Genomic DNA, 11508 nt, shown 5'->3' on the forward strand with positions numbered 1-11508 from the left:
GCCGGAGGGAACAGCGGCGAAGCCGCTGGTCAAACCGGCGAAGACGGCGCGCAAGCGCCGTGTGGTAGCGACAATGCAATTCGGAGAGATGGCCGAGCGGTTTAAGGCACCGGTCTTGAAAACCGGCGAAGGGTCAAACCTTCCGTGGGTTCGAATCCCACTCTCTCCGCCACTTCCCGATGCCGCGATCAGCGCGGATGCCGCGCGTCGTACTCGTCCCTGAGCTGCAGCCAGCGCGGCCAGAACGGCCCGGCATACTCGCCGGACAGGACCGCTTCCAGAGTGTCGAGGTGCGTATGCCAGCCGGCGCTGACCTTGAGCAGTGCGTCGCGGTCGGGCACGCGGCGGTGGACGATGGTCAGCAGCACCTTGTCGCCCTGCTGTTCGAGGTCGAACGCGACCTCGCCGGTGCCTTGCTCGCCCCAGGCGAAGACCAGGTGCCGCGGCGGATCGACGGCGACGATGCGGCTCTTCATGCGGTGTTCGTCCGAGAATCCCTGTGGACGCTGGCTGGGCTGCGCGCTCAGCTCGTCGTTGCGCCAGACCAGTTCGAACGGCGCGCCGGCCTGCAGCACCATGTCGCCGGCAGCGAGCCATTTGCGGCGCAATTCGCCGTCGGTGAGATAGGCCCAGACGCGTTCGACGGTGCCGGGCAGCACGCGCTGGATGCGCAGGGTGGTCGGTTCGATCAGCACGCCGTGCGCGGCAACGCCGGAATCGGGGCTCATGGTTCGTCTCCATCGGTTGAAGGGGAAGGGGAGGCCTGCTCGTCGCGCAGCAGGCGGTCGAGGACGTCGAGATGCGATGTCCAAAAGCGTTCGTAGTGGGCGAGCCAGGCATCGGCGCTGGCCAGCGGGCCGGGTTCGAGCCGGCACAGGTGGGTGCGGCCCCGGATCTCGCGCCGGATCAGGCCGGCGTTCTCCAGCACCTTGACGTGCTTGGAGGCCGCTGCCAGCGACATCGCGAAGGGTTCGGCCAGCTGGCCGACGGTGCGTTCGCCCGCGGCCAGATCGCGCAGCATCCGGCGGCGGGTGGCGTCGCCGAGGGCGTGGAATAGGGCGTCGAGCATGGGGGCACCTGATTCAACCATACGGTTGAATATAGGTTCGGCCTGGAGTAATGTCAACCATTCGGTTGAATATCGTGGTGCGAGTGAGTACGGGCACCTTCGGGACACTCCGGCAGAAGTGTGCGGGCGCTCCGCATGCCGGGGAAGACCACCCATCGGGCCTCGTCGGTGACACGATGCCCAATTGCCAGAGGAGAGACATGCCATGCCGAAACATGCCGGGAGTTGTCATTGCGGCCAGATCGCGTTCGAGGTGGAGGGCGACATCGACGGCGCGCTGGCCTGCAATTGCTCGATCTGCGCGCGCCGCGCAAGCCTGCTCTGGTTCCGTCCCGAGTCCGCGTTCGTGCTGCGCACGCCGACGTCGCAGATGGCCACCTACACCTTCAACAGGCATGCCATCAAGCACCACTTCTGCCCGCGCTGCGGGATCCATCCCTATGGCGAGGGCACGGCCCCGGATGGCACGCGGACGATCGCGATCAACCTGCGCTGCATCGAAGGCCTCGACCTCGATGCCATCCCGGTGCAGCATTTCGACGGCAAAGGCCTGTAACGGGCGGGATCCCGTCTCGTGCCGGGATCAACCGGCACCGGCATCCCATTCGCGCAGTGCGGCCTCGATGGCGTCGATGGCCGTTTCGACGGCGGCGGGGTCCACTTCGGCCAATGTGTCGCGCTCACTGTGGATGACCTGCATGACCTTGGGCATCGCACGCGGCGTCTTGCCGGTGAACATCTCGAGGATCGACGGGATCTCGTGTTTGCCGACCAGCGAGTAGGACACCGCCGGCCACCCGGCTTTGAGGAAGGCAAGGTGGTCGGTGGGTGGATAGCGTTCGCCGATCGATGCGTGCAGGCCCAATGTATCGGCGGCACGCCGGGTAGCGGTGGCGAGGGGGTGGCCGCTGTCGGGCGACATCATCCACACCGTGTCGCCCCAGCCGAACACATCGAAATTGACGTACAGCGCCGGGCGTTCGCCGCCTTCGGCGACGTAGGCATTCGCCCCAAGCAGGCCCTTTTCCTCCAGGTCCCAGAAGGCGACGGCGACGCGGTGGTGCTGCAGCGGGTCTTGCTGCAAACGACGCGCCAGCGACAGCACGACCGCACTGCCGGAGGCGTTGTCGGTCACGCCGCTTCCAACGTCGACCTGGTCGTAGTGCGCGCCAAGGAGCAGCAGCGGTTGCCCGGAACCGCCCGAAACCGTTGCCAGCAGGTTCATGCCGGCCAGATCGCGGGCGGTGAAGGCCGTTTCGGCCGAAGCCAGTCCCGCGGCATCCAGGCGCGACAGGATCGCACCGCGCCGCGCATCGCTGCCGCGGTTTGCAGCGATGGCGGCGACGTCGTCCAGCCATGCGGAGCCGGCTGCGGTCGGGGCGGCGGCGGGCGGGGGAGCAGTGGCACTGTCTGGCGCATGGCTGGCGCAGGCAGACAGCAGCAATGCAAGCAGGAGAATGGCGAAAGGACGTCGTGACAGGGACATGGCAGGTCTCGTCGGGTGGCCGCCTGCTCGAACTCGGGACCGGAGGCGGCAGTGTGCACGAATCCGCGCGCCACGAAGGCTTGGCTTGCGGCGGTTGCGGGCAGGCCATGCGCACGGGTAGCCTGCGGTTGGGTTCACGGTTACAGGGGAGGGCCAGGGATGACCATCCGTGTCTACATCGTCGATGACCACGCGCTGGTGCGCGCCGGCGTACGCATGCTGCTGTCCGGTGAAACCGACATCGAGGTGGTGGGCGAATCCGACAGTGGCGAGGATGCGCTGCCGCAGGTGCGCAAGCTGCAACCCGACGTCGTGCTGTGCGACCTGCACCTGCCCGGCATCAGCGGGCTGGAAGTGACCGAACGCATCGTCAAGGGGCGCCACGGCACCAAGGTGATCGTGGTGTCCGTGCTGGAAGACGGGCCAATGCCCAAGCGCCTGATCGAAGCGGGCGCCTCGGGGTATGTCGGCAAGGGCGGGGATGCCAACGAACTGCTCAAGGCGATCCGCGACGTGGCGCGCGGCAAGCGTTATCTCGCCGGCCGCATCGCTCAGAACCTGGCGCTATCGGGCATGGACGGTGGCGGCACGCCGTTCGATGCGCTGTCGCCGCGCGAGATGGAAGTGGCGATGCTGATGCTGCAAGGGTTGCGGCAGGAAGAAATCGCCAAGCGGCTGAGCCTCAGCGCGAAGACGGTGAACACCCACAAGTCGCGGCTGTTCCAGAAGCTGCAGATCGAGGACAACATCGCGCTGGCCCGCCTGGCCAGCCAGTACGGCCTGCTGGATCCCGCACAGGCGCTGTGAGCGCCCGTGCGGGACAGCATTTCTCACGCGCTCCGCGTCGAGGCCTGGTCGGTCGCGGTTTCGGCGTCTTCGTCGACGGTTTCGTCGTTCGCCACTGCATCCGCACCCGCGGCCAGCGTGTCCGCGGCCTCCGCTGCCGGCGAGGTGTCCTGCACGGTGGCCGGGACCGGCGCTGCGAAGAGCTGGCCGGAGCCATTGCCCTGCGTTACTTCGGCGGAACTGGCGGCGAGCGCAGCCTGGGACGTGCCATCGTCGACGGCCGTTTCGGGGATGGAAGATTCCACGACCGCATCGGCCTGCGTCGAGGCAGGTGGCGCGCCCACAGGCTCCGCCGCTGCGGGGGCGGCTGCGACGGCAGCATCCTCGCCCGGGGCAGCGCTGGCTGCGTTTTCGACGGACGTGGCGTTGTCGCGGGCCGCTTCACCGGGAGCTTGCGACGCCGCAGGTGACGCAACCGCATCATCTGTTGCGGCGCTGGCTGGAGCGGCGAACACAGGCTGTGTCAGCGCGTCGGCACCCGTTGACCCGGAGTGCGTATCCACAGGCGCCAAGGCGGGGCGTGCAGGCGTAGACCTGGCCTGATCCGGCTTGGGCACCGCGGGAGCCGCCGCCGGCAGATCGTCGAAATCGAACTCGGGCTGGGCGCCGTTGGCGATCGGCTGGGTCGTCTCACCGTCTTCAGTTGCACCGTCGTCGACCGACAGTCCGTCATCTGTCGCAGCGGTCCCGCCACCTTCGCCACCCCGGCGACGGCGACGGCCACCGCGGCGGCCGCGGCGACGGCGAGCCGTCGACTCGGTGCCCGATCCATCGTCGTTGCCATCCTGGACCTGGCCGGTTGCCGGCGCGCTCGCCTCGGATGCTGTCGCGTTGATCGCTGCCTCCGTCACCGGCGCTGCAATGGGTGACGTTGCCGCATCGCCTGCGGGACGTGCGTCATGGTTGCCCTCGTTCGGGGCGTGCGTCGCTGCCGGCACCGCAGCGGCAGCGGCGACCACGGTCGCTGCAGCGATGGGTGTGGCCTCGTCCGCCTGCGGCTTGGGTGCGCGCGGACTCTTCGGCTTCTGTGACTGCGCGTTCTGGCCCTTTGGCTTCTTCTGCGCGTTGCCGCCTTGTGCAGCCGCCTTGTCCGGCTGCGGCTTGGCTTCCTGCGCCTTCTGCGGCTGGCGGTCCTTGCGTGGCTGGCCGTCACGACGGCTGTCGTCGCGACGCCCGTCCTGGCGCCCTCGGCGGTTGTTCTCACGGCGCTGGCCGTTGCCACGGTCGTCGCGTTGGCCGTCACGTGGCTTGCGGTCGTCGCGCGTGCGCTGTTCCAGCGTCCGGTCCTCGGCCCCGGCACCACCGAAGACCCGCTTGAACCAGCCGATCACGCCGCCGGTCGCGGCGGGTTCGGCAGCAAACACCTGGGCGGGCGCGGGGGCGGGCGCAGGGGCGGCAACCGGTGCGTGTTCGGGCTTCGGCTCGCGTACCGGTGCAGGCTGCGACGGCTTGACGTTGGTCACCGCTGGCTTGGGCACATTGAGATTGGCCTTGCTCAGCGCGATGGTGTTGAGCCTGCGCGGGGTGCCGCGCTGGTAGCTGGGACGGCTGCTTTCCTCGCCCAGTTCGTTCTCGCGCAGGCGCGTGACTTCGTAATGCGGCGTGTGCAGCTGCTCGTCGGACACGATGACGATCGGCGCGCCGTGGCGCTTCTCGATCTCGGCCAATGCACCACGTTTCTCGTTGAGCAGGTAGTTGGCGATCTCCACCGGCGCCTGCACCAGCACCTGGCCGGTGTTGTCCTTCATCGCGTGCTCCTCGGCGACTCGGATGATCGACAGGCTCAGCGATTCTACGCTGCGCATGCGGCCGTGGCCTTCGCAGCGCGGGCACACGATCTGGCTCGATTCGCCCAGCGAGGCGCGCAGGCGCTGGCGGCTCATCTCCAGCAGGCCGAAGCGCGAGATGCGCCCCAGCTGCACGCGCGCGCGGTCGAAGCGCAGCGCACTTTGCAGGCGGTTCTCGACCTCTCGCTGGTGCTTGTTCGACGACATGTCGATGAAGTCGATCACCACCAGGCCGCCCAGGTCGCGGATGCGCAGCTGGCGGGCGACTTCCTCGGCGGCTTCGAGGTTGGTGTTGAACGCGGTTTCCTCGATGTCGCCGCCACGGGTGGCGCGCGCCGAGTTGACGTCGACTGCGGTCAATGCCTCGGTCTGGTCGATCACCAGCGCGCCGCCGGAAGGAAGGCGCACGGTGCGCTCGTAGGCGCTCTCGATCTGCGACTCGATCTGGAAGCGGTTGAACAGCGGGGTGTCGTCGGTGTAGTGCTTGAGCTTGCGCAGGTTGTGCGGCATCACCTGCGCCACGAATTCCTTCGCCTCCTCGTACATCTCCGGCGTGTCGACCAGGATCTCGCCGATGTCGGCACGCATGTAGTCACGCAGTGCGCGGGTGATCAGGCGCGACTCCTGGTAGATCAGGAACGGCGACGGCTTGGACAGCGCAGCCTCGGCGATCGCCTTCCAGATGCTGAGCAGGTAGTCGAGGTCCCACTGCAGTTCCTCGGCATCGCGGCCCACGCCGGCGGTGCGGATGATCACGCCCATGTCGTCGGGGATCTGCAGCGCGTCCATCGCCTTCTTCAGCTCGGCGCGGTCGTCGCCCTCGATCCGGCGCGAGACGCCGCCGGCGGTGGGCGAGTTGGGCATCAGCACCATGTAGCGGCCGGCCAGCGAGATGAACGTGGTCAGGGCGGCACCCTTGTTGCCGCGCTCTTCCTTGTCGACCTGGACCACGACCTCCTGGCCCTCGCGCAGCAGTTCCTTGATGTTGCCGCTGCGGTGGTCGGCGCCGGCCTGGAAGTAGTCGCGGGAGATTTCCTTCAGCGGCAGGAAGCCGTGGCGCTCGGCGCCGTACTCGACGAAGGCGGCTTCCAGAGAGGGTTCGATCCGGGTGATGCGACCCTTGTAGATGTTGGACTTCTTGAGGTCCTGGGACGGCTGTTCGATGTCGATGTCGTACAGGGTCTGGCCGTCGACGATCGCCACGCGCAGTTCTTCTGCCTGCGTGGCATTGATGAGCATTCGCTTCATTGTTGCGTTCCTCGTGCGCTCTCGCTGCTCCCCCGGTTGGGGCGGGGCAGGCGCGCGGAACGCCGGGCGTTTCGCCTGGAGTCTGCGGGTGGCCGCCAGCCGCGCAAGCGCAGCGGCGATCCGGGTGTCCAGCGCTACGGCACCACGGCGAACCGCGGGAGCGCTCACTTCCATTCTGTTGCGGGACCGGCGGCCGCGCCGGCCTGCCTTTCGGGCGGGCTGGCGCGTCGCACGGGACGTGTTCAGCGCCGGTGGCATGCACCGGGCGATGTCGGACACTGCCGTCCAGCCGCTAACATGTCCGCCCCGAGGGTGGTGGTCGCGTACTGGCCGGGCTTCGCGGAAGGCGGGCTTTCGGCCCGTGAACTCCCTGCGAAATCAGCACCTTATCTCGCCCGCCGAGTGTATCAGATAAACAGCGCATGACAGTGCCTCCCGCCCCGTCCCAAGTCCGTATCGTCGAAGTGCCCGAGGACCGGGCCGGCCAGCGGCTGGACAACTTCCTGTTGGGGCAGCTCAAGGGCGCGCCGAAGTCGTTGATCTACAAGATCGTCCGCAGCGGGCAGGTGCGGGTGAACGGGGGGCGTGCCAAGGCCGACACGCGGCTGGCGGGGGGCGACCAGGTGCGGGTGCCGCCGGTCCGTCTCGCCGAACCTGGAGACAAGGGTGCGCCCAGCCGGTCGCTGCTCGACATCATGGCAGCCAGCCTTGTGTTCGAGGATGCCCGCCTGCTGGCGATCAGCAAGCCCAGTGGCGTCGCCAGCCATGGCGGCAGCGGCGTGAGCTTCGGGGTGATCGAAACCCTGCGTGCACTGCGGCCGGGGCAGGAACTGGAGCTGGTCCACCGGCTGGACCGCGACACCTCCGGCCTGATGGTGGTGGCCAAGAAGCGTTCGGCGCTTCGCGAGCTGCAGGCGCTGATGCGCGAGGACCCTGCGGTGAAAGGTGAAGTGATCGGCAAGCGCTACCTGGCGCTGGTGGCCGGGCGCATGCCGGACGGCGTGATGAGCGTGGATGCGCCTTTGCACGTGCACATGCGCCAGGGCGGCGAGCGCCACGTGCAGGTGCATCCTGGCGGCAAGCCGTCGCTGAGCCACTTCCGGGTGCTGGAGCGGCGCGCCGGGCAGTCGTATTGCGAGGTGCGGATCGAGACCGGCCGCACCCACCAGATCCGCGTGCATGCCCAGCACATAGGCCATCCGGTGGCGGGCGACCCGAAGTATGGCGATGCCGAAGCGAACCAGCGGCTGCGCGAGCAGGCCGGACTGAAGCGACTGTTCCTGCACGCCGCGTCGCTGGAGTTCGCGCTGGACGGGGGGCGCGTACCCTACGTGCTGGACGCGCCGCTGCCGGAAGACCTGCGGACGGTGCTGGACCGCTTGCTGTAGCGCCGTGCTTGTACTGCCTGCGGATGCACCCGAAGCCGCCCCGCCGCGGGATTACGCGACCAGCGCGTCGGCCTTCGCCGCGCAGATGAAGTCGTTCTCGCTCAGGCCGCCGACGTCATGCGTGGAGAAGCGCACCGCGCAGCGGTCGTAGTGCACGCCGAGGTCGGGGTGGTGGTCCTCACGATGGGCGATGAACGCCAGTGCGTTCACGAAGGCCATGGTGCGGTGGTAGTCGTCGAAGCGGAACGTGCGGCTGAGGGCGTGGCCGTCTTCCACCAGGTCCCAGTCCGGCAGTTGCGGCAGCAGTTCGCGCAGGCGTGCTTCGGTGAGCTTGTGCTCCTTGCCGCGACGCGGACTGCAGTGGGCCTGGGCGAGGGGAATCAGGTCGGACATCACGATCTCCTAACGAAACGCGCGCGTCCGTTCATGCCACAGCGGGGCAAACAACGGGCGCACGGGGTGTGGGCCGCTAGAATACGCTGATGATCCATCTCCCAGAATCACGGACACTCTTCACGTCCCGGATGCCAGGCATCACGGGTGGGGATATCGCGGCATGATCCAGATTTCCGAATCCGCCCAGACGCATTTCCGCAAGCTGATCGAGCGCGAAGCACTACCCGGGCTGGGCGTACGCCTGGCGGCCGTGCATGCGGGTACCTCGAAGGCCGACGTGCGGCTGGAGTTCGCCGAGCCCGGTGACCTGCAGGGCGATGAGTGGGCGATCGACTGCGAGGGCTTCACGTTGTGGCTCGATGCCGCCAGCACGCGCTATCTGGACGGCGCCGAGATCGACTACACGGCGCAGTCGACCGGCGGGCAACTGCAGATCCGCGCGCCGAAGATCAAGGGCGAAGCGCCGGCGGAGTCGGCATCGATGGTCGAGCGCGTGCGCTGGCTGATCGAATCGGAAATCAATCCGCAGTTGGCGCAGCATCGTGGGCATGTCGCGCTGGAACAGATCACCGCCGAGGGCGTGGTGTTGTTGCGGTTCGGCGGCGGCTGCCACGGTTGCGGCATGGCCGACGTGACGTTGAAGCAGGGCATCGAGAAGACACTCATGGAAAAAGTGGCGGGCGTGACCGCGGTGCGCGACGCCACCGACCACGACACCGGCAGCGCGCCGTACATCCCGCGCGACGCGGCCTGAGCCCGCGCACGGACCCTCGGCCCGCGTGTACACGTCCGCCGAACTGATCCAGGCCCTGCAGCGACGGCTGCGGCGTTCGATCCGGCCTGAGTCAGGCCCCGGTGAGTTCGCGCCCGGATGGCAGTCCTGGCTTGATGCCACGGCAATGCAGGCAGGGCGTGGCAACGGCGCTGCGCCGGAGGGATTCGTTGCCATCTTCGCCGCGCGAGAACCGGTATTCCGTACCGGCTACGAGCGCTGGAACACATGGCGGGCGGCGTTCGCGCTGCTGCGCTATGACTGGCGCAGGGCGGGGCGCGAGGTGCGGCGTCGACGCTGGGTGGCGCTGGCATTCTCGCTGCTGTTCCACCTGTTCTGGGTGGGGGCGATGATGTGGCTGATGGCGCTGTATTTCGCCATCCCGTCTGCCGATGACGAGGCCGGGCGCGGCGAGGAAAGCGTGATCCAGGTGGAGTACATCGGCACCGGGACGCCGGACGACGATGCCGGCGGTGCACCCGAGGATCTCGCGCCCGAAGTGGAAACGGCCGCCAGCCCGGCGCCATCCGCGCCGGTGCAGGCCGCCGCGACACCGCCCAGCGTTCCGGAGCCGGCACAGGCGCCGCCGCAGCCCGAGCCGGCCGTGGCCCAGCCGCCGACCGAGCAGCCACTGCAGGTGACCGAAACCACGGCGCCGGACATCGACTTCGTGGTGCCGCCGGTGCAGGTGCAGATCGAGAGTCGCCCGAGGGTGACGACGCCGCAGGCGGTGCTGGCGCAGCCGGACCCGCGCGAGATCGTGGTGCCGCAGTCGCCGCCGACGCTTCGCCCGTTGCCTCAGCGCGAGGTTGCGGTGCGGGAATCGCCAACCCCCGAACTGGAGGTGGTGCAGCGCGCCGTGCCGCTGCCGGCGGCGCCGGTCGAGATCCGTCCACTGCCGGGTGCGCAGGTCCGTGCGCCTGACCTGACCCGGGACGTGCCCGCCGCGGCGAGCCGCAGCATCCCGGCGCCCGCGCCGGCAGCGCCTGCCAGTACCGCAGGCAGCGGCCAGGCACCTTCCGGCGCGGCGCAGCAACCGGGTGCGCGCACCGGTGGCACGCCCGCGCCCGGCGCGGGGCAGGGAACGCGACCTGCAGGCGTGGCCGCGGGCAGCGGCGCCTCCCCGGCCCCGGGAACCGGCGCCTTGCCCACGCCGCGGCGCGGCGACGACTGGGGCGAGTCCACGCGCAACCAGCCGGGTGGGTCGAGCGGGCTGTTCAACGCCGATGGCAGCCCACGCCTTGCGGGGTCGGGGCGTGTGGGCGGTGGCCTTCCGCCGGGCACGATCACCGAGGATTACGAGAAGATCGACCGCATGGGCACATGGCTCAAGCGCCCCCCGATCGACTACCAGCCGACCTCGCTGGACCGCTTCTGGGTGCCGAGCGAAACCCTGTTGCAGGAGTGGGTCCGCCGCAGCATCACCGAGGTGCTGATCCCGATCCCCGGCACGGGCAAATCGATCCGCTGCGCGGTGGTGTTATTGGCCGCAGGCGGCGCCTGTGGTCTCTACGATCCGAACATGATGGATGTCGAGGCCGAGGCGCGTCCGCCGCCGGATGTTCCGTTCAAGCCGGAATTGCACGACGACCAGGACAGCTTGCACCGTCCCGCGCCGAGCGACGGCCCGGGTTGAGCCTGACGCCAGGCTGCGCCCGCACGTACGCTCGGGCGCCCAACTTCCGCGTCACCAAGCAGTCGTGATCATGGCTCAAGCCTGCTGCTGCAACGCTTGCGGGCGCATCAGGAGCCGAACTACATTCCGCTTCAGGCCGCACAGGAGGTGCCCATGAACCGATTGTCGCTCGCTGTCCTGCCGGCCGCACTCGTTTCCTTTTCCCAGGCGCATGCAGGACGCCACCAAGACTGCGAACGGCATCTTGCGCGCGAGGCGCGGCCAAACCAATGCCGTGCGCGGCTGGCCGTTTGCGCTCAGGGCAGACTGCCCAGATCAAGCATCTACAGCATCCACGCCACACCGGCCTTGCCGCGAACGGGAACGAAGGCGAGCTGCGCGCAATAGCGCGTGGGCACGACAGCCAGGCGATCGTGCCAGCGTCCCGTGTCTGAAGTCGCCCTGTCGATATTCCCGGGTGCGACTCCCTTCAACCCCTCGATGCAACAAGGATGATCTGCATGCGATCACGCACCTCGCCACTCCTCTTGTCATCGCTTGTACTGGGCGCCTGCGCGCATGCCCCCACACAAACGACGCTCGACCAGAATCCCGTCGAGACACCCGCCATAACCACGCCAACCGCCCCCGACACTGCCGGACAGGACACCTCGCCCGTTAACCCGAAGCTGACTGCGGAACAGGCATTGACCCGATTGCTGGAGTTGATTCGCAGCAGCAGGTTTCGGAGCGACTTCACACCCGAACGCTTGAGCCAAGTCATGGGAGTGGATGTCAAAACCTTTTCGTCCGGCTATTACGGCTACGGCGAGCAGATAAGCGAGGATTGGTGGTATGGGTTCGAAATGCGCGAGGACCCGAAGTCGGGAGTTCCGTTTTC

The 11508-nt window shown here is 68.2% G+C and carries 10 protein-coding genes, 1 tRNA gene and 1 pseudogene; 7 read left to right on the plus strand and 5 right to left on the minus strand.

Going from position 1 to position 11508, the window contains the following annotated elements; all coding sequences use genetic code 11:
- Positions 1–82: 82 nt before the first annotated feature.
- A tRNA-Ser gene (locus E2F46_RS10230) sits at positions 83–172 on the plus strand.
- 16 nt (positions 173–188) lie between these two features.
- On the opposite strand, the gene E2F46_RS10235 is transcribed toward E2F46_RS10230, so the two are convergent.
- Together E2F46_RS10235 and E2F46_RS10240 are read right to left on the minus strand one after the other, a co-directional pair.
- Entirely contained in the window at positions 189–728 is a 540-nt protein-coding gene (locus tag E2F46_RS10235; protein ID WP_133321998.1) for an SRPBCC family protein, read from the minus strand.
- Positions 725–1069, minus strand: coding sequence for an ArsR/SmtB family transcription factor (locus E2F46_RS10240; RefSeq protein ID WP_243720384.1), 345 nt, complete (start codon positions 1067–1069; stop codon positions 725–727). The genes E2F46_RS10235 and E2F46_RS10240 overlap by 4 nt, the downstream gene beginning before the upstream one ends.
- 205 nt (positions 1070–1274) lie before the next feature.
- Between E2F46_RS10240 and E2F46_RS10245 the strand changes: the two genes are divergently transcribed.
- The gene (locus E2F46_RS10245; protein WP_133321999.1) at positions 1275–1625 is read left to right on the plus strand and encodes a GFA family protein; all 351 of its coding nucleotides are present in this window, start codon (positions 1275–1277) and stop codon (positions 1623–1625) included.
- Positions 1626–1652: 27 nt separating this feature from the next.
- Here the strand turns inward: E2F46_RS10245 and E2F46_RS10250 are convergent, their stop codons facing one another.
- Positions 1653–2555 carry a M28 family metallopeptidase gene (locus E2F46_RS10250; RefSeq protein WP_133322000.1) on the minus strand — a complete coding sequence of 301 codons (903 nt, stop codon included), beginning with the start codon at positions 2553–2555 and terminating at the stop codon, positions 1653–1655.
- 159 nt (positions 2556–2714) lie between these two features.
- On the opposite strand from E2F46_RS10250, the gene E2F46_RS10255 reads away from it, so the two are divergent.
- Positions 2715–3362: a response regulator gene (locus E2F46_RS10255; RefSeq protein ID WP_133322001.1), complete on the plus strand. Its 648-nt coding sequence runs from the start codon at positions 2715–2717 to the stop codon at positions 3360–3362.
- A 23-nt stretch (positions 3363–3385) separates the two neighbouring features.
- Here E2F46_RS10255 and E2F46_RS10260 read toward each other — a convergent pair whose 3' ends face one another.
- A complete protein-coding gene (locus E2F46_RS10260) occupies positions 3386–6436 on the minus strand; it encodes a ribonuclease E/G (protein WP_133322002.1) in 3051 nt (1016 codons plus the stop codon).
- Between the two features lie 422 nt (positions 6437–6858).
- On the opposite strand from E2F46_RS10260, the gene E2F46_RS10265 reads away from it, so the two are divergent.
- Positions 6859–7824: an RluA family pseudouridine synthase gene (locus tag E2F46_RS10265; protein ID WP_133322003.1), complete on the plus strand. Its 966-nt coding sequence runs from the start codon at positions 6859–6861 to the stop codon at positions 7822–7824.
- Positions 7825–7875: 51 nt separating this feature from the next.
- Here E2F46_RS10265 and E2F46_RS10270 read toward each other — a convergent pair whose 3' ends face one another.
- Positions 7876–8217 (minus strand): 4a-hydroxytetrahydrobiopterin dehydratase, encoded by a 342-nt coding sequence (locus tag E2F46_RS10270; protein ID WP_133322004.1) that lies wholly within the window; start codon positions 8215–8217, stop codon positions 7876–7878.
- A 163-nt stretch (positions 8218–8380) separates the two neighbouring features.
- Between E2F46_RS10270 and E2F46_RS10275 the strand changes: the two genes are divergently transcribed.
- The 3 genes and pseudogenes from E2F46_RS10275 to E2F46_RS10285 all read left to right on the plus strand — a co-directional run.
- The gene (locus E2F46_RS10275; RefSeq protein WP_133322005.1) at positions 8381–8974 is read left to right on the plus strand and encodes an NfuA family Fe-S biogenesis protein; all 594 of its coding nucleotides are present in this window, start codon (positions 8381–8383) and stop codon (positions 8972–8974) included.
- Positions 8975–8999: 25 nt separating this feature from the next.
- Positions 9000–10628 carry a hypothetical protein gene (locus E2F46_RS10280; RefSeq protein ID WP_133322006.1) on the plus strand — a complete coding sequence of 543 codons (1629 nt, stop codon included), beginning with the start codon at positions 9000–9002 and terminating at the stop codon, positions 10626–10628.
- Between the two features lie 500 nt (positions 10629–11128).
- Positions 11129–11508 (plus strand): annotated as a pseudogene (locus E2F46_RS10285) (hypothetical protein); the annotation flags it as partial.

The sequence above is a fragment of the Luteimonas aestuarii genome (assembly GCF_004357985.1).
In the GTDB taxonomy this organism is placed as follows: Bacteria; Pseudomonadota; Gammaproteobacteria; order Xanthomonadales; family Xanthomonadaceae; genus Luteimonas; species Luteimonas aestuarii.

What these genes read in the sequence shown, in the direction of transcription:
- E2F46_RS10235 (WP_133321998.1), bottom strand. Translation starts at nt 728, where the DNA reads ATGAGCCCCGATTCCGGCGTTGCCGCGCACGGCGTGCTGATCGAACCG.
- E2F46_RS10240 (WP_243720384.1), bottom strand. Translation starts at nt 1,069, where the DNA reads ATGCTCGACGCCCTATTCCACGCCCTCGGCGACGCCACCCGCCGCCGG.
- E2F46_RS10245 (WP_133321999.1), top strand. Translation starts at nt 1,275, where the DNA reads ATGCCGAAACATGCCGGGAGTTGTCATTGCGGCCAGATCGCGTTCGAG.
- E2F46_RS10250 (WP_133322000.1), bottom strand. Translation starts at nt 2,555, where the DNA reads ATGTCCCTGTCACGACGTCCTTTCGCCATTCTCCTGCTTGCATTGCTG.
- E2F46_RS10255 (WP_133322001.1), top strand. Translation starts at nt 2,715, where the DNA reads ATGACCATCCGTGTCTACATCGTCGATGACCACGCGCTGGTGCGCGCC.
- E2F46_RS10260 (WP_133322002.1), bottom strand. Translation starts at nt 6,436, where the DNA reads ATGAAGCGAATGCTCATCAATGCCACGCAGGCAGAAGAACTGCGCGTG.
- E2F46_RS10265 (WP_133322003.1), top strand. Translation starts at nt 6,859, where the DNA reads ATGACAGTGCCTCCCGCCCCGTCCCAAGTCCGTATCGTCGAAGTGCCC.
- E2F46_RS10270 (WP_133322004.1), bottom strand. Translation starts at nt 8,217, where the DNA reads ATGTCCGACCTGATTCCCCTCGCCCAGGCCCACTGCAGTCCGCGTCGC.
- E2F46_RS10275 (WP_133322005.1), top strand. Translation starts at nt 8,381, where the DNA reads ATGATCCAGATTTCCGAATCCGCCCAGACGCATTTCCGCAAGCTGATC.